The organism is Streptococcus sp. UBA632, from assembly GCF_002300045.1.
In the GTDB taxonomy this organism is placed as follows: domain Bacteria; phylum Bacillota; class Bacilli; order Lactobacillales; family Streptococcaceae; genus Streptococcus; species Streptococcus alactolyticus.
Genome location: NZ_DBPA01000021.1, coordinates 1 through 16,866, shown reverse-complemented (window position 1 = coordinate 16,866; position 16,866 = coordinate 1). Strand labels below are relative to the sequence as shown.

Here is a 16,866-nt window from a genome sequence, read left to right as displayed (position 1 = left end):
CCCACTACAGTTGACAATGAGCCCTTTTTTACATATTAGTTTTGAGAAAGAGTTTCAGCGACATCGTCCATTGAAAGTACTTCGTGGAAGACACGTTGAGTCAATTCTGTTTTTTGTTCTTTTGTGAGGTATTTTGTGTTGACACAGTAACCAGAGATACGAACGATAACGTCTTCGCCACTCATGATCTTATCGTAAACGTCTTTAAGGTCCATAACGTTCAAGTTAACGTGTTGACCACCGTTTTCAAAGTAACCATCAAGGATAGTCACAAGGTTATCCACTTGTTCATCGAAGGTCTTACCAAGAGCACGTGGTGATACTTGGGTTGTCAATGAGATACCATCGGCAGCATATGAGAAGTCAAGGCTTGCCAATGAGTTAAGGTTTTGCAACCAACCACCGCGAGCTTTGTTAGATGGGTTAGCACCTGGTGAGAAGAATTCCAATTTAGAAAGGTTCACGCTACCATCTTCGTTCAAGTAAACTCCTTTGTGAACTGGTGAGTTACCTGTTTGTTTAGAGTAAGCAACGTTTGATGTGATGGTAAGAAGTGATACAGTTGCTTCAGCGTCTTTGTAAAGTTTGTGGTTACGAAGACGAGTTGTGTAAGCTTCAATCAACCATTCAGCCAATTCGTTTGAACGAGGGTCATCTTCACCCCAACGAGGGTAATCTCCGATAGTTTCGTAGTCGTAGATGTAGCCATCTTCGTCACGGATTGGTTTAACTGTTGCGTATTTGATAGCTGACAAGGTATCGACAGTATTAGCGAAACCACAGATACCGAATCCCATGTTAGCACGTTGTTTTGTTGGCAAGAATGCCATTTGAACAGCTTCGTAGTTGTATTTATCAGTCATGTAGTGAATGATGTTAAGGGCATCTACGTAAGTATCTGTCAACCAGTCAAGTGATTTTTCAAAGTTGGCTTTGACAGTGTCAAAATCAAGCACATCGTCGCGAACTGGTTCGATATCAAAGACTTTGTAATCTTTGTGAACATCGTCGTAACCGCCGTTTAGACCAGTAAGAAGGGCTTTAAGGACGTTTACACGTGCGCCGAAGTATTGGATGTTGTGGCGTTGTTCTTCGTTTTCTGGGTCAAGTGGTGACACACAGCATGAGATACATGACATTTCACCATATCCGTCTTTTGCCATTGTTGTCACACCTTCGTATTGGATAGAAGAGTGTTTGTGTGACATCTTCATGCAGTAGCGACGGAAAGCGTATGGCAATTTATCTGTCCAAAGAACAGTCAAGTTTGGTTCTGGAGCGTTACCGATGTTATCAAGAGTGTTCAAGAAACGGTAGTCCATTTTTGTAACACGGTGGCGTCCGTCAGCACCCATACCAGCCATAGAAGTTGTGATGAATGTTGGGTCACCAGAGTAAAGTTCGTCATAAGCTTTGGTACGAGCAAATTTTACGGTACGAAGTTTCAATACGAAATCATCAACAAATTCTTGGATTTCAGATTCTGTAAATGTACCACGAGCAAGGTCACGTTCTGCGTAAATATCAAGAACGATGGGCACACGTCCAAGAGAAGTAGCCGCACCGTTAATCACACGACAAACAGCCATGAAAGCAATGTTTGTCCATTGGATAGCTTCTTTGACGTTCATCGCAGGTCGGCGAACATCGACACCGTAAAGGTCACCCAATTTAATGACTTCACCAAGGGCTTGGTATTGCAAGTTAACTTCTTCACGAAGGCGAATTGATTCTTCATCAATTTCTGTAATCGCGTTCCAGTCGTTTGCTTTTTCTTTCATCAAGTAGTCTGCTCCGTAGAGGGCAAGACGTGCGTAAACACCGATGATACGACCACGAGAGTATGCATCAGGAAGTCCAGTTACAGTGTGGGCGTGACGGGCACGGCGGATATTAGATGTGTAAGCACGGAAGATACCATCGTTTACAGTTGTCACGTGTTTTGTGAAAATTTCATGAACAGCTGGGTCTGGTTCATAACCGTGTTCTTTAAGAGCTGTTTCTGCCATGCGGATACCGCCTTTAGGCATGAAGTTCAATTTGAACAACTCGTCGTTTTGAATACCGTAAATCAACTCATCTTCTTTTGAGATGTATCCAGCAGGGATATCAGCGATTGATGTTGGACGTGTATCCATTGGGAAACGCGTTTCTTCGTAATGTGCTTTTGTTTCTTCAACGATTTTTTTCACTTTGAGTGAACGTTCAGTCGCAGGTGCCAAGAAACTTTCGTCACCATCATATGGGGTATAGTTGGCTTGTACGAAACGAGAAATACTAGCTTTTTCTTTCCAGTCAGTACCTTTAAAGCCTTCCCAAGCTTTTTCAAAAACATCTGTAGTAGTCTTAACAGTCGCCATAATAAGAGATCTCCTTAAATTCTAGTAACAAGTCATCTGTTACATTTACAAATATAGTTTAACATATGGTAAGCGTTTTCCAAAGGGGATATCAGCGAATTATGTGAGAATCTTTACTAGTACAGTTGAATAATACGAATAAACTGTACTAAAAAAGCTAAAATAACCGAAAAAACCTAAAAATTGGTATAATAAATGGAGAAAGGATACCTTAATGCTGATTTTCCCTTTAATCAATGACACCTCTCGAAAAATTATTCATGTTGATATGGACGCTTTTTTTGCTTCGGTGGAGGAGCGTGATAATCCTAATTTGAAGGGGCACCCTGTCATTATTGGGGCAGACCCTAGGAAAACAGGCGGTCGTGGGGTCGTGTCAACTTGTAATTACGAGGCTAGAACGTTTGGCGTGCATTCTGCCATGTCCTCAAAAGAAGCTTACGAGCGTTGCCCGCAAGCCATTTTTATTTCTGGTAATCATCACAAATACCGTCAAATTGGGCTGCAGATTCGGGCTATTTTTAAGCGTTACACGGATTTGGTAGAGCCTATGTCGATTGATGAGGCTTATCTGGATGTGACGCATAATAGACTGAACATCAAGTCAGCGGTTAAGATTGCTAAAATGATTCAGTATGACATTTGGCAAGAGCTTGGTTTAACGTGTTCGGCTGGGGTGTCTTATAATAAATTCTTGGCTAAATTGGCATCGGATTTTGAAAAACCAAGGGGATTGACCTTGATTTTGCCAGAAGATGCTCAAGATTTTCTAAAACAGTTGCCTATTGAAAAATTTCATGGTGTGGGGAAGCGTTCGGTGGATAAGCTCCATCACATGGGCGTTTACACGGGCGAGGATTTGCTGGGCTTGTCTGAGATGACCTTGATTGACCTTTTTGGGCGTTTTGGCTACGATTTGTATCGAAAAGCAAGAGGCATTTCCAATGCACCTGTGCAACCCAATCGCATTCGCAAATCGGTTGGGAGTGAGAAAACCTATGGCAAATTGTTGTATGATGAAGCCAGTATTCGCTCAGAGATTGCCAAAAATGCGCAGCGCGTGTCTGACAACCTCAAGAAAAATCAAAAATTGGGGCGCGTGATTGTCTTAAAAGTGCGTTATTCAGATTTTTCGACCTTGACCAAACGCATGACGCTGGACGTGGCGACAGATGATGCCAAAACGATTAGTCAAATAGCTCAAGCTATTTTTGACCAGCTGGAAGAGTCTTCAAAAGGCATACGTCTTTTAGGTGTCACGGCAACTCAACTAGAAAATACAAGCGAGTCCATTGCCCTCCATCTTTAAATAGAAAAAAGCCACTTAATAGCAGTGGCTTTTCTAATGGTGTGATGTACTTAGTTGACTTCAACTGCGTCGTCGCGGTACAAGAGTTGGATAGCTTTGTTGTAAACATAGCCATAAAGCACCAAGAAGATAATAGGAAATAAAAAGAGTGTGATGCTAAGTGAATCCCCCAAGGCAACTGCTAAGATGATAATAGCAACGTTATAGACAACAGTGTAGCCCAAGGCAATACGGTAAGGCATCAAGCTAGGTACGTTTTCTTTGATTTTGGCAAGGTTCCTAAAAGCCAGATAAGCCACAACAACGTTAGTCACCAAAGCAACGATGTAGATAATGGGATACCAAATATTACTTGCAGCGACCAGGGTTTGATAAACCTCAGTATCCACAGTTTTCTTTAGTTCATCTAAATTATTGCTGATGGCAAAGTAGCTGACAATACCTGAAATCTTGCCGATAGCGGCGAGTACATTTATCCAAGCGATGAACAATGTCCAAGAACGCAAGGACTGACGTAATTTTTCATAAGAAACCATACCAAACCGCCAAAATATCAAATTATACTAATGTCATAATACAAATTATTATACCATAAATTGAAGCGTTGTAAATAGCCTTCTGCCAAGTCATGAGAGTTCATGAGATAACCCCCAGCCGAAAGTAGGTCTGGGGGTTAGTGTTAGGATTTGAAAAAACGTTCGATGTCGGCTGTTGTCAAGCCAATCATGGGGTCGATGAAAGGGATATTTTCCTCTGTCAGGCGATAGGCTTGAGTTTCTTGCTCCACTTGGTTGTCAATGTCCAAGGTTAACTGAATCTGTTCTTCGACAGCGGTGTCTGCGGGAACAGCGACATTTTGGTAATTTTGATTTTCGGGTGTAGCTGTTTCTTGTGGTGTTTCTACCTGTTTTTCAGCTGTTTCTTGCGCTAGATTATCGTTGCTAAAACGCTGCACAAGATAAGTTTTGCGCTTATCACCTTCATTTTTGATGGCATAATCAAAGGCGGCAAGTTCTCCTAGCATCACCAATTTACTCTTGGAACGTGTAATGGCGGTGTAGATGAGGTTGCGTTGTAGGAGGCGGCGACTTTGATGTGTAATTGGCAAAATAACCACCTGAAATTCACTCCCTTGCGATTTGTGGATAGACATGGCGTAGGCAAGGGTGATTTTGTGCCATTCGTTGCGAGGGTAAATGACCTCATTACCGTCAAAGGACAAATAGAGTTCGTCTTGCTTGGATTCGGTGTATTTGGCGGGAATTAAATCTGTGATGTAGCCGATGTCGCCATTAAAGACATTTAGCTCGGCATCGTTAATAAGGTGGAGAATTTTATCTCCTTTACGAAAACTCATCTCACCAAACGCAAAATCTTGCTGATTGTCCAAGGGATTGAGCAAGTCTTGGATAATGGTGTTGAGACGGTTAATCCCTGCGGCACCACGGTACATGGGTGCTAAAATCTGAATTTCCTGCGGGTTGATACCACTTTTAACAGCAGATTGGACAATCTTGGCAATCATATTAGGAATGTAGGTAGCACTGGCTTCAAAATAAGAGCGGTCAGGCTTTTTTTGTGTGAAATCGGCAGGCAATTGGCCTTGTCGCATTTGGTTAGCAAGCGTGACAATGGTCGAATCCTCAGATTGTCTAAAGATTTTGGTGAGGGCAAGTTGGGGGAGTGTGTCAATTTTTAACAAGTCAGAAAGCACTTGTCCTGGACCAACAGACGGTAGCTGGTCGCTATCCCCAACGATAATGACCTGAGTTGTTGAAGCAATGACACTAAAGAGTTGATTAGCTAGCCAAGTGTCCACCATAGAAAATTCGTCAATGATAATCAAATCACAATCCAAATAATCGTCCATGGCTTGGTAGTCGTTGTCACCATTTAAACCTAAGTGACGGTGAATGGTTGCACTGGGGAGGCCAGTTAATTCATTCATTCGTCGTGCGGCTCGTCCTGTCGGTGCTGCTAAGATAATAGGAATGTCTGTTTTATTGAGGTCAATGCGGTGGAGCTGCGCATAAGCAGCAATCAAGCCGTTGATAACCGTGGTTTTTCCAGTCCCTGGCCCACCTGTCAAGATAAATACCTTGCTTTGCAAAGCTTCTTGAATAGCCTTGCGTTGGACTTGGTCATAAGAAATAGCAAAATCTTCCTCAACAGCTGCGATTTCTTCTTGAATGTCATCGTCCGAAAAAGCATTTTCCAAAGGGGTGTCAAGGATACGTGTCAGATGCTTTTTAATACCAGCTTCGGCATAAAAAAGGCTACTGTCAAAAATCTTGGTGCTAATGTTTTGCACCTTGTCTTCTGTGATGAGTGTTGACAATTCTTGAGCGACAGCTGCGGGGTCCAATTCGACAGGGCGTGCTTCTTCGAGAGTGGTAATGGCTTGCTCTAACAAATCTCGTGCTTCCACATAGGTGTCGCCTCGTTCCATAGAAGTTTCAAAAAGGGTGTGCACAAGTGCTGCTCGAAAACGTTGTGGTGCGTTTGCCTCAATGCCCAATTCTTCTGCCAGTTGGTCTGCAATCTTAAAACCAACTCCTTGAATATCCTCAACCAGTTGGTAGGGATTTTCTTGGATAATTTCCAAACTGTCTTCTTTATAATGATTGAAAATATCAACGGCAACACGATTGGTTAAGCCGTATTCGGCCAGTTTGGCTAAAATCTGCTCTGTTCCATAATGCAGTTTTAGACGAGCTAAAAAACGGTCCTTGGTTTCCTTGGACAAACCAGCAATGTTGTCTAATCGGCTAGGGTCGTCCAAGATATGATCAATGGTATTGTCACCGTAAAGTTGCACAATCTTCTCAGCCGTTTTTCGGCCAATGCCTTTAAATTGGGCACTTGAGAAGTATTTGATCAAGCCAGAAGAAGTGGGTTTGGCACGCTCGTAACGTGAGGCCTTTAGTTGCTCCCCGTATTTTGGGTGCTGGGTTAACTCGCCCCAAAAGGTGTAGTCCTCGCCTTCAGCAATATCAGCCATCGTCCCCGTCACGATAATCTCAGGTTCATCAAAATCCGCATCGGTATCCTCGATACTCATCAAGACAATCCTAAAAAAGTTGCTAGCATTTTCGAAAATGACTCGCTCAACCGTGCCAGAAAAAAAGTATTCCATGAAAAGTCTGTCCTCATTATTTTTGTTTTAGTGTCATTTGCTTGTTCAGAATGGCTTTATTATACCATTTCTTTGTTAAAGGAAAAACAAAAACAAGGCTAGAGTTTTTTCTAGCCTTGTGCGTTTATTCAATAAATCCGATTTTTGAAAGTGGCCAGAAGCGGAATTTGACTTCGCCAACAATGGATGATTTCGGAAAAGTTCCGACTTCACGGCTGTCTTTCGATACGATGCGGTCATCTCCCATGAGATAGTACTCGCCTTTTGGCACTTTAACGGTAAATTCAGTATTGCCATCGCTATCCGTAGTAAAGGCGTCTGCTTTCTCAGCCAACTCTTGGAAGAGCGAATTATAGGCATAAATGTCTTGGAGTTGGTCGTCATCAAGGGCTTGTTTGTACTCATCAAGGTATTTTTCATCGACTTCTTTACCGTTGATGTAAAGCGTGTCATCATTGTAAGTGATCGTATCACCAGGCATCCCGATGACACGTTTAACGATTTCCTTGGTTTGTCCGTCCTCAGTTTCCTTAGCCACAACAATATCAAAACGGTTGATTTTCGTGTGGTCAAGGACAATCAAGCGTTCTCCATCTGCTAAGGTTGGGTCCATTGAGTGCCCATCGACTTTGACAGGCTGCCAAAGGAATAAGCGACTAAGACCTAGCACCAAAACAAAGAGGATAAAAGGTCCCCATTCTTTAAGAAATTTCATAATGCTTCCTCAATTTCCTTTCCGTAATAGCTCTTGAGCTTTTTTTGTATTTGCAAAATGCAGTTTAGCTGTTTCTGCTAAACCAGCCATTCCATGCGTTTTTAAAATCTGACTGGCAATAAAGTCGGACTTTTGCCCTGCCCCACTTGGCAAGGGATAGCCGATTTTTTGGCTGAGCTGGTCTAAATAGTCCAAAAATAAATCTCTTGCAATAATCGAGCTGACCGCCACCGCCAAATACTCGCCTTCAGCCTTTTCTTCTAGTGTCAAGGGGTTGTCAAATTGGTTGACTTCTTGCTTGACATATTTTTGATAGTTTTGTTGGCTGGTAAAAGCATCGATGACGATTTTTTGCGGTTTGAAGCCATCTTTTAGTAGTAAATAAATAGCTTGATTGTGTAAAGCTACCTTGACAGAAACAGCATTGTACTGTTTGCCAGCTCCCACGACCTGATTGTATTTTTTAGGAGATAGGAGGAGAGCGCGGTGGGGAATTTCTTGCTTGAGAATAGGAGCGATTTTGCGAATATTGGCATCGGTCAATCGTTTGGAGTCATCCACTCCTAGTTTTCTAAGCAGGGCGTGTTTGTCAGGAGTGACAAAACTAGCCACAACTGCCAAGCCCCCAAAGTAAGAACCGTTGCCCACCTCATCTGACCCGATGAGGGCTAGTTTTTGCCCTGCGGGTGCTGTTTGGATGGATGCGTCAGGCGCTTGATAGCCAAAATATTTAGCGACTTCCTCAGCTTTTTCACCTTGAAAGACGACCTTTCCTGACGTGTAAACTGAAATCATCACCTTATCTACTTTGGCTGCAAATGTGATATAGGGATTTTTACTGGCAACTTGCTGGCTATTAAATGTTTTTATAAGTTTCTGCAAAGCTGCCCCTTTTAAAGTTATAACAACTGTACTCATAGTCCCATTTTATCATAAAACCAAAGGCTATGCTCAAATAGATAGCCAAAGTCTTGTTTTTTCTCCTAGTATTTTACGAAATGGCTATTTTACGGTATAATGTCAAGGAGGTGACTATATGAAAAGTAAAAATCGGTATAAGTTTGTTTTTGGAGAAAAGACAATTACCTTGACGACAGATCAAGATAATCTCTTTATGGAAGAAGTCGAAAGAGTTGCAAAAGAAAAATACGCCGCTATTAAAGAAAAATTACCCCAAGCTGATGATGAAATGGTTGCTATTTTAATGGCTATCAATTCCCTTTCAACTCAGCTTAGCCGTGAAATAGAAGTTGAAAAAATGGAGAAAGAGTTAATGGCGCTTCGCTCGGAAACGATTGTTGACGTCAAGGAGAAAGCCAGTAAATCAGACGCTAACGAGGATTAAGTATGATATCTGCTATTCTTCTAATCGTTTTTATTTGGCAGTTTTACATTGGGTATGCGCGCGGAATTGTTCTGCAAACCTACTACCTTGTGGCTAGTGTGTTGTCGCTTGTTATTGCGGGGCAGTTCTATCAACCCTTGGCAGATAAGCTGACCTTGTGGCTTCCCTATGCCAATGCGGTTCAAGGCGCGACCATGGCGTTTTGGCGGGATGTGCCTCTCTTTGATTTGGACCAAGTTTATTATGCAGGGGCTGCCTTTACCGCTATTTACAGTCTAGTTTATCTGGCTTTTCGTTTGCTGGGTGTCTTTGTTCATTTGGCACCTGTTAATCGTTGGGACAATGTTGGTGCTAATGTCGTGAGCGGTGTCTTTTCGGTGCTGGTTACGATGATGTTTTTCAGCTTGGTTTTGACCTTGCTGGCAACCGTTCCATTGAGTTTAGTGCAAAATACCCTCTCAGGCAGTGGATTGGTCCGATTTTTAGTGGACTCTTTTTACCCATTTGTCAACAGTATCAAAGATTTGTGGGCAGGGTTTGTTTTGAATTAACAAAGGGCTTTAGCCCTTATTTTTATAGGATAAGAAAGCATGAATACAAGAATTTTAGAACAGTTAGAATTTGATAAAGTCAAGCAACTTTTCGAAGGTTACTTGCAAACCGAGCAAGGGCAAGAGGAGTTGCACAAATTAGAACCAATGACAGAGGCTGACCGTATCTTGCGTTCTTTTGATGAAATGTCAGATATGGAGCAGATTTTCATTGAACATCATTCCTTTGGTATGGGCAGTTTGCGTGATGTTTCTGAGAGCATGCGCCGTCTGGAATTAGAAGCAGATGTTAACATTTCAGAAATCATCGATATCAAGAAGGTCTTGCAAGTGTCTGCAGAGGTCAAACATTTTTACAATGATTTGGAAAATGTCGAGTTGACAGCTCTAAATACCTTATTTGATAAGCTTGAACTGCTTCCAAGTTTACAGGGAAGTTTACAGGCTATCAACGATGGCGGGTTTATTGAAAACTTCGCCAGTGCTGAATTGGGCAGGATTCGTCGTCAAATCAATCACAGTGAGAGTCGTGTGCGTCAGATTTTGCAAGATATTTTGAAAAAACAAGCTGACCATTTGACAGAAACCTTGCTTGCTAGCCGTAATGGCCGTGCGGTTTTGCCTGTGAAAAATACCTACCGCAACCGTATTTCTGGGGTTGTGCATGATATTTCAGCATCTGGAAGCACAGTTTATATTGAGCCACGCGCTGTGGTGCAATTAAACGAAGAAATCACACAATTGCGCGCTGACGAACGCCACGAAATGGCACGTATTTTACGCGAATTGTCCAATATGCTTCGCCCGCATACCCAAATCATTCGCAACAATGCTTGGGTGCTAGGGCATTTGGACTTTGTGCGCGCCAAATTCTTATTTATGCAAGAGCGTCGCGCTGTGGTGCCACAATTATCAAGCGATAAGACCGTTCAACTCTTGCAAGCCCGTCACCCACTCTTGCTCAATCCTGTTGCCAATGACCTTCATTTTATGCAGGAATTGACGATTATAGTCATCACGGGTCCCAATACAGGTGGTAAGACAGTTATGTTGAAAACCTTGGGCTTGGCACAATTGATGGCACAATCAGGTTTGCCGATTTTAGCCGATAAAGGCAGCAAGGTTGCTATTTTCAAGGAAATTTTTGCAGATATTGGTGATGAGCAATCTATCGAGCAGAGCTTGTCAACCTTTTCAAGCCACATGACCAATATCGTTAGTATTTTAGACCAAGCTGATAAAGATAGCCTTGTTTTGGTCGATGAATTGGGTGCTGGTACGGACCCACAAGAAGGGGCTAGCCTAGCCATGGCGATTTTGGAGCACTTGCGTTTGTTGGAAGTCAAAACCATGGCAACCACCCACTATCCAGAGTTAAAAGCCTACGGCATCGAAACGGATTTTGTTGAAAATGCAAGCATGGAATTTGATACGGACACACTCAGTCCAACCTACCATTTCATGCAAGGGGTTCCTGGACGTTCAAACGCCTTTGAAATTGCTCGCCGTCTTGGTTTGGCAGAAATTATTGTCAATGAAGCAGAGCGATTGACGGATTCAGATACCGATGTTAACCGCATCATCGAACGTTTGGAAGCTCAGACGCGTGAAAGCCGCAAACGCCTGGACCACATCAAAGAAGTGGAGCAAGAAAATCTCAAATTCAACCGTGCTGTCAAGAAGCTTTACAATGAATTTTCACACGCCAAGGACAAGGAGTTGGAAAAGGCCAGCGTCAAAGCACAGGAAATTGTAGACAAAGCGATGGCAGAAAGCGAAGCTATTCTCAAAAATCTGCATGAAAAAGCACGCTTAAAACCACATGAAGTCATCGAAGCCAAAAGCCAGCTGAAAAAATTGGCGCCTGAGGTTGATTTGTCTAAAAATAAGGTTCTCAAGAAAGCCAAGAAATTACGCGCGCCGCGCGTGGGTGATGATATCATCGTGACGGCTTACGGACAACGGGGTACTTTGACCAATAAAGTCAAAGATGGCAAATGGGAAGCTCAGATTGGCTTGATTAAGATGACTTTGAAAGAGGACGAATTTACCCTTGTCAAAGTCCAAGAGGAAGCTCAAAAACCGAAGAAAAAACAAGTCAATGTGGTTAAGAAAAGCCAAAAAAGCACAGGACCGCGTGCTAGATTGGATTTGCGAGGCAAACGTTACGAAGAAGCCATGCAAGAATTGGATGAGTTTATCGACCAAGCCTTGCTTAATAATATGGCGCAGGTGGACATTATTCACGGTATCGGAACGGGTGTTATCCGTGAGGGTGTTACCAAATACCTTCGCCGTAACAAACACGTGAAATCATTTGGATACGCTCCGCAAAACGCAGGCGGTAGCGGTTGTACCATTGCTAATTTAGGTTAAACAAAAAAATCTCTCTAACGGCATCGCTAGGGAGATTTTGTGATGATTAAAAAAGAAAGAGCAATGCCCCGCAAGCAAGTCCGATGAGAAAACCTGCCGTGACATCGCGTGGATAGTGGACGCCCCCAAGCACACGACAAAAAGTTAAAAGGAGGGACAGAAGTAAGCAGATGCTGCCCAAGATGATATTCAGTCGTAAGACAGCCATGCTGATAATGGTCGCTGAAAAAACGTGACGGCTTGGAAAAGATTGCCCCTTGGTATTTTTAGCAATCAAAGGAGTAATGGCCCATGCCTCGTAGGGACGTGGGACGTTGAGGCGTTTTCTAATGACGGACACCAGCACAAAAGCAATAGCTGGGATAAGGATAAAAGCCATTAGACGCTTGGGAGCTTGCCACCAAAGATAGATAAGTAAGATAGGATAGATGAGGTACATTATCTTGGTGACGAGGCTATTGCTTAAGCGTAAGCAGCGAATGGATGCGGGTCTTTTTCGGATAGGTTGCGTTAGCCGTTGGTAAAAATCTGCGTAATCTTTCATGGTTTGTCCTTAATTGAGATGATAATAGCATTATATCACGGAAAACGTAGCAATTACTTGTCAAACGCTAAAGTTTCCCGTAAAATAGGCACATAGACTATTAGAAAAGGAAAAAAGAACTGACGTCTTGGCAGTTCTCGGTAAGATTATGGCACATATCGTGACAGATGCAACATTTGAAGCAGAAACAAACGAAGGGCTTGTCCTAGTGGACTTTTGGGCAACTTGGTGTGGTCCATGCTTGATGCAAGCCCCAATTTTAGACCAATTATCAGAAGAAATCGATGAAGATGTTCTTAAAATCGTTAAAATCGATGTGGACGAAAACCCAAATACCGCACAAGAATTTGGTATCATGTCAATCCCAACCTTGTTATTCAAGAAAGATGGCAAAGTGGTTAAACAAGTAGCTGGGGTTCACACCAAAGAACAAATCAAAGACATCGTCGCAGAATTAAGCTAATCATAAAAGTCGGGATTTTCCTGACTTTTTTGTTCATATGGCTTGATTTAGAGTGCACTCAAAGGATTATAATAACGGTGTCAATCAAATAGAAAGTGTTTTCACACTTTTGGCGCTTACTCGTTTGGGACGCGGATAAGTGAGCGTTTTGTCCCAATATCAATATTAAGAAAGGAGGGGCTCACTTGTCATCATGTTGATGGCAAGCAAAGCCTGTATTTACAATGAAAACTGCCATTTTTGAAAAAGCTGGTCTGATGACTATTGAAGAGGTACCAAAACCACAATTACAAGCCGATGATGATGTCATTATCAAAGTCGTTCGTGCTTGCGTGTGTGGTTCTGACCTCTGGGCTTATGCCAATGGAGATAAAAAAGCAGCGCATTCGGTCAATTCAGGTCATGAAGCGCTTGGTATTGTCGAAGAAGTTGGCCCTGCCATTACCACTGTTCAACCTGGTGATTTTGTCATCGTGCCATTTACTCACGGTTGTGGGGAATGTGATGCTTGCCGTGCTGGTTTTGACGGAACGTGTGATAACCACCCTGGCTATACAAACTGGTCTTCTGGTTTCCAATCAGAATATGTTCGCTTCCACTATGCTAACTGGGCTTTGATTAAAATCCCTGGGCAACCGTCTGATTATTCAGAAGGTATGATGAAATCACTCCTTACTTTGGCTGATGTTATGCCAACAGGTTATCATGCTGCGCGTGTTGCTGACGTTAAGCCAGGCGACAAGGTCGTTGTTATCGGTGACGGTGCCGTTGGTCAATGTGCGGTTATTGCGGCCAAAATGCGCGGGGCTTCTCAGATTATCTTGATGAGCCGACATGAGGACCGTCAGCAAATGGCTTTGGCTTCAGGTGCTAATGCTGTCGTTGCTGAACGTGGCGAAGAAGGTATTGCCAAGGTGCGTGACATTCTCGGTGGTGGTGCGGATGTTGCTCTAGAATGTGTTGGTACGGAAGCAGCTATTGACCAAGCTCTGGGAGTTCTCCACAACGGCGGTCGTGTTGGTTTTGTGGGTGTGCCCCATTACGATAATCGCCCACTTGGTTCAACCTTTTCACAAAACATTATCATCGGTGGTGGTTCAGCTTCTGTGACAACCTACGATAAGCAAATTCTTCTCAAGGCTGTTCTTGACGGGGATATCAATCCAGGCCGTGTCTTTACCCACACTTATTTTCTAGATGATATCAACCAAGCCTATCAAGATATGCGTGACCGCAAAGCCATTAAATCAATGCTAGTCATGGATTAAGTAGTTTCATTCAAAAAAATCCCTCATTTCCACCCCACAAGTCATTTCGTTTACGAATAAATAAGTGGGAGGTATGATATGAGGGCTTTTCTTGTTTTAGGGTTATTGACATTAGCAGGCAGATGGTTTTTCTGCCGTGATAAAAAAGGCATTTCTGACAATATCCAATTCATCACCTTGCATGAATTGCTTAATAAAATGGATATGAAAGAAACGTTTTTGTTGTTTATCGGACGCTTGGAACAGGCTGAAACCCAAAGAGGTTTGGACCGTTTGGGACAGATGAACCAAACCGTTTATTTCTTAAATGTGGGTGAGATGGATGCTGTGCTTTATCAGGAATTTGCCAAGTTTTATCGCATTCAAGCGGCAACCCATTTTGCTCAGTTTAATGGCAAGCACCAGTTTGTGACGGCTAATGCCCTGACAGTTGATTTGGCGTATTTTAACTATCTTTAAATCTCCATTGGTTTGCTTTACGGTTTCTATAAGTAAACGTTTAGGTTTCATTAAGCTAGACCGCTTATACTATAATCATTCCTAATAAACTTTCTTTTTCATAGCAGTGGCTTTAATCACTGATTGAAGTTATTGTTTGATGAGTGATAGGTATCCTAGCCTAGAACTCCCATAAATCTCCTAATGCACCTCAACGCTTGGCGTTGAGGTTTTTTGTGTTTATTGGGTCTTTTTAGACGTCAAATAGTTTTCTAATAATTTTTTCTGTGGGGTTGCCATGGGATAGTCGCTCAAAGCGTCTTTTTTCACCCAGCGCAGTTCTTTGCCTTTCGTCAATTGTGGTGAAGCGACGGTGCCTTCAATCAATGTGACGGTCCACTTTTGGTGGCTAAAGGTATGTTTAACAGGCGTGAAAGTGGCCGTACTCCAAGTTGGGTGTATGTGGTAACCTTCCTCAAAGTCTGCCTTTTTATCAGTTTGTTGGTCAGGCATTTCCAAGATAGGAAAAGACCAAAAGCCTCCTAGCAATCGTTCCTCGGTGTTTTTTTCCAAGAGAAATTCCCCGTCAGCATTTCGGATGACAAAAGCAGTCAAATCAAGCGGTTTAGGCTTTTTCTTAGGCAATTTAATGGGGTATTTGTCATAGGTACCGTTTAGGTAAGCCGCACAGAAAAAGCGAATTGGTGATTCATGTGGTCGTGGGTTTTTGGCAGATTCAATGTCGGTTCCCAAATCCATCAAAGCTTGGTTAAAGTCCCCAGGACGGTCAGGGTCAATGAGTTTTTCCATCACAGCTTGAAAAATCTTCCGATTTTTAGGGTCACCGATATCGTAGTTAATTTCAAAAAGCCTAGCCATCACGCGCATCACGTTGCCATCCACAGCTGGTTCAGGCAGACCAAAAGCAATACTTGCAATAGCTCCAGACGTGTAAGGTCCAATTCCTTTCAAAGAAAGAATGTCCTTGTGGTTGGCTGGAAACTGCCCGCCAAATCGCGTCATGATATCCTGTGCAGCTGCTTGCATATTGCGGACACGAGAATAATACCCCAGTCCTTCCCAAGCCTTCAAGAGCTTTTCTTCAGGAGCGTTTGCCAGACTTTCAATGGTGGGAAACCAATCTAAAAAGCGCTTGTAGTAGGGAATAACCGTGCGGACCTGTGTCTGTTGTAGCATGATTTCAGACACCCAAATCGCGTAAGGGTCCTTGGTTCGTCGCCAAGGCAAATCCCGTTTTTCTTGGTCGTACCAAGCCAACAAAGTGCGGCGAAAGGACAAAATGGTATCATCCTCCCACATCTCAATACCGTAATCTTTTAAATCAATCATGCGTTTATTGTATCAAAGTTTTTAGGCGGATAGTAGCAAAAGCGACTTATCGAAAAAAATAGACAAAAAAAGCAGCAAAATTCTTGACAATTGTAATCGGTTACATTATAATAAAAGTGTAAAGAAGGATGACAGATAAAACAAGATAAGGAGGTAATGATTCTTATGTTGAAACATCATGTCGCTCGGTATAAAAACGGAGATTAGTCTCCAACTTGGATTTAGGTAGGCAGGGATAACCTTATGAAGGTGGTGGACTATATGAGGTTTAATCTAGGACGCTATAAAAATGGTGATTAATCACCCTAATCGTAAACGAGAAATCTTGTAACAAAGTACATTGGAGGGATGCCTTATGTTGATGGTTAATGTAGGACGTTATAAGAATGGAGATTAATAACGGCATAAAACGACGTTATTTCTAAAGGGAGTGGTGCCATATTTTAGAAGAAATGGTGTTGGAAGCAGACGATTAGATACGGCTAGATGGAAAAAGCGACCGGTTGACTTTTTCGCTAGTAACAATAGTAATAGATAGGGCTTCTAATCATATTGCTTCCATGTTTGATAAGACAAAAGATAGATATGAAAGCAATTCATGTTAGGTGTTTTAAAGTAGAGCAAGTTAAGCCAAAGTGGCGACGAGTCAATCGCTCTTTTCGGATTAACAAACATTAGTAGGAGTGAGTCCAATGTAAAATGAGGCTTCTGATTTGAAAGAACCCACGGAGGTGCAATATGATGAAGATGAATGTAGGCCGTTATAAAAACGGTGACAATTAACTCTAGTGTACTCCCATGACAACTCTATGAGATATAAATAACCCTAAAAAAGCAATAGTGAAAATCACTTATTAATGACAATAACTTAAAAACGTTGACTAAAGAGCATTCTAGCTACTTTCGGCTCTTTGTCAACTGTAGTGGGTAGATGAAAAGCTAACACCTAGAGAGGACGAACTTCGTCCTCTCTTTCTTTATGTTCAATGCAATCAAAATCCGTTTTTTAAA

At 42.4% G+C, this 16,866-nt stretch carries 14 protein-coding genes; 7 read left to right on the top strand and 7 right to left on the bottom strand.

Annotation, left to right across the window (positions count from 1 at the left end):
- Positions 1–35 precede the first annotated feature (35 nt).
- On the bottom strand, positions 36–2,360 hold the full coding sequence (gene pflB / locus B3473_RS02770) for a formate C-acetyltransferase (protein ID WP_154455382.1): 2,325 nt from the start codon (positions 2,358–2,360) through the stop codon (positions 36–38).
- Positions 2,361–2,574: 214 nt separating this feature from the next.
- Between pflB and dinB the strand changes: the two genes are divergently transcribed.
- Positions 2,575–3,669 (top strand): DNA polymerase IV, encoded by a 1,095-nt coding sequence (dinB, locus tag B3473_RS02765; protein WP_154455383.1) that lies wholly within the window; start codon positions 2,575–2,577, stop codon positions 3,667–3,669.
- 50 nt (positions 3,670–3,719) lie between these two features.
- Here the strand turns inward: dinB and B3473_RS02760 are convergent, their stop codons facing one another.
- From B3473_RS02760 to rnhC, 4 genes are all read right to left on the bottom strand, one after another.
- Positions 3,720–4,205, bottom strand: coding sequence for a hypothetical protein (locus B3473_RS02760; RefSeq protein ID WP_154455384.1), 486 nt, complete (start codon positions 4,203–4,205; stop codon positions 3,720–3,722).
- Positions 4,206–4,348: 143 nt separating this feature from the next.
- Positions 4,349–6,805, bottom strand: coding sequence for an ATP-dependent RecD-like DNA helicase (locus tag B3473_RS02755; RefSeq protein WP_154455385.1), 2,457 nt, complete (start codon positions 6,803–6,805; stop codon positions 4,349–4,351).
- Positions 6,806–6,929: 124 nt separating this feature from the next.
- Positions 6,930–7,523 (bottom strand): signal peptidase I, encoded by a 594-nt coding sequence (gene lepB / locus B3473_RS02750; RefSeq protein WP_167829322.1) that lies wholly within the window; start codon positions 7,521–7,523, stop codon positions 6,930–6,932.
- 6 nt (positions 7,524–7,529) lie between these two features.
- On the bottom strand, positions 7,530–8,438 hold the full coding sequence (gene rnhC / locus B3473_RS02745) for a ribonuclease HIII (protein WP_154455387.1): 909 nt from the start codon (positions 8,436–8,438) through the stop codon (positions 7,530–7,532).
- Between the two features lie 118 nt (positions 8,439–8,556).
- Here rnhC and B3473_RS02740 point away from each other — a divergent pair, with 118 nt between their 5' ends.
- The 3 genes from B3473_RS02740 to B3473_RS02730 are packed head-to-tail and all read left to right on the top strand — an operon-like array spanning position 8,557 to position 11,792.
- Entirely contained in the window at positions 8,557–8,865 is a 309-nt protein-coding gene (locus B3473_RS02740) for a hypothetical protein (protein ID WP_235280949.1), read from the top strand.
- A 2-nt stretch (positions 8,866–8,867) separates the two neighbouring features.
- Positions 8,868–9,416, top strand: a complete 549-nt coding sequence (locus B3473_RS02735; RefSeq protein WP_235280948.1) for a CvpA family protein — start codon at positions 8,868–8,870, stop codon at positions 9,414–9,416.
- A 39-nt stretch (positions 9,417–9,455) separates the two neighbouring features.
- Complete coding sequence (locus tag B3473_RS02730; protein WP_168260360.1) at positions 9,456–11,792, top strand: endonuclease MutS2; 2,337 nt, start codon at positions 9,456–9,458, stop codon at positions 11,790–11,792.
- 46 nt (positions 11,793–11,838) lie between these two features.
- Here the strand turns inward: B3473_RS02730 and B3473_RS02725 are convergent, their stop codons facing one another.
- A complete protein-coding gene (locus B3473_RS02725) occupies positions 11,839–12,336 on the bottom strand; it encodes a phosphatase PAP2 family protein (protein ID WP_154455391.1) in 498 nt (165 codons plus the stop codon).
- 148 nt (positions 12,337–12,484) lie between these two features.
- Here B3473_RS02725 and trxA point away from each other — a divergent pair, with 148 nt between their 5' ends.
- From trxA to B3473_RS02710, 3 genes are all read left to right on the top strand, one after another.
- Positions 12,485–12,799, top strand: coding sequence for a thioredoxin (trxA, locus tag B3473_RS02720; protein WP_154455395.1), 315 nt, complete (start codon positions 12,485–12,487; stop codon positions 12,797–12,799).
- 224 nt (positions 12,800–13,023) lie between these two features.
- On the top strand, positions 13,024–14,067 hold the full coding sequence (locus tag B3473_RS02715) for an alcohol dehydrogenase catalytic domain-containing protein (RefSeq protein WP_154455392.1): 1,044 nt from the start codon (positions 13,024–13,026) through the stop codon (positions 14,065–14,067).
- A gap of 78 nt (positions 14,068–14,145) precedes the next feature.
- On the top strand, positions 14,146–14,526 hold the full coding sequence (locus tag B3473_RS02710) for a hypothetical protein (protein ID WP_154455393.1): 381 nt from the start codon (positions 14,146–14,148) through the stop codon (positions 14,524–14,526).
- A 219-nt stretch (positions 14,527–14,745) separates the two neighbouring features.
- Here B3473_RS02710 and mutY read toward each other — a convergent pair whose 3' ends face one another.
- Positions 14,746–15,855: an A/G-specific adenine glycosylase gene (gene mutY, locus B3473_RS02705; protein ID WP_154455394.1), complete on the bottom strand. Its 1,110-nt coding sequence runs from the start codon at positions 15,853–15,855 to the stop codon at positions 14,746–14,748.
- Between the last annotated feature and the right edge of the window lie 1,011 nt (positions 15,856–16,866).

Coding starts and splice junctions, on each gene's coding strand:
- pflB (WP_154455382.1), bottom strand. CDS start 2,360: ATGGCGACTGTTAAGACTACTACAGATGTTTTTGAAAAAGCTTGGGAA.
- dinB (WP_154455383.1), top strand. CDS start 2,575: ATGCTGATTTTCCCTTTAATCAATGACACCTCTCGAAAAATTATTCAT.
- B3473_RS02760 (WP_154455384.1), bottom strand. CDS start 4,205: ATGGTTTCTTATGAAAAATTACGTCAGTCCTTGCGTTCTTGGACATTG.
- B3473_RS02755 (WP_154455385.1), bottom strand. CDS start 6,805: ATGGAATACTTTTTTTCTGGCACGGTTGAGCGAGTCATTTTCGAAAAT.
- rnhC (WP_154455387.1), bottom strand. CDS start 8,438: ATGAGTACAGTTGTTATAACTTTAAAAGGGGCAGCTTTGCAGAAACTT.
- B3473_RS02740 (WP_235280949.1), top strand. CDS start 8,557: ATGAAAAGTAAAAATCGGTATAAGTTTGTTTTTGGAGAAAAGACAATT.
- B3473_RS02735 (WP_235280948.1), top strand. CDS start 8,868: ATGATATCTGCTATTCTTCTAATCGTTTTTATTTGGCAGTTTTACATT.
- B3473_RS02730 (WP_168260360.1), top strand. CDS start 9,456: ATGAATACAAGAATTTTAGAACAGTTAGAATTTGATAAAGTCAAGCAA.
- B3473_RS02725 (WP_154455391.1), bottom strand. CDS start 12,336: ATGAAAGATTACGCAGATTTTTACCAACGGCTAACGCAACCTATCCGA.
- trxA (WP_154455395.1), top strand. CDS start 12,485: ATGGCACATATCGTGACAGATGCAACATTTGAAGCAGAAACAAACGAA.
- B3473_RS02715 (WP_154455392.1), top strand. CDS start 13,024: ATGAAAACTGCCATTTTTGAAAAAGCTGGTCTGATGACTATTGAAGAG.
- B3473_RS02710 (WP_154455393.1), top strand. CDS start 14,146: ATGAGGGCTTTTCTTGTTTTAGGGTTATTGACATTAGCAGGCAGATGG.
- mutY (WP_154455394.1), bottom strand. CDS start 15,855: ATGATTGATTTAAAAGATTACGGTATTGAGATGTGGGAGGATGATACC.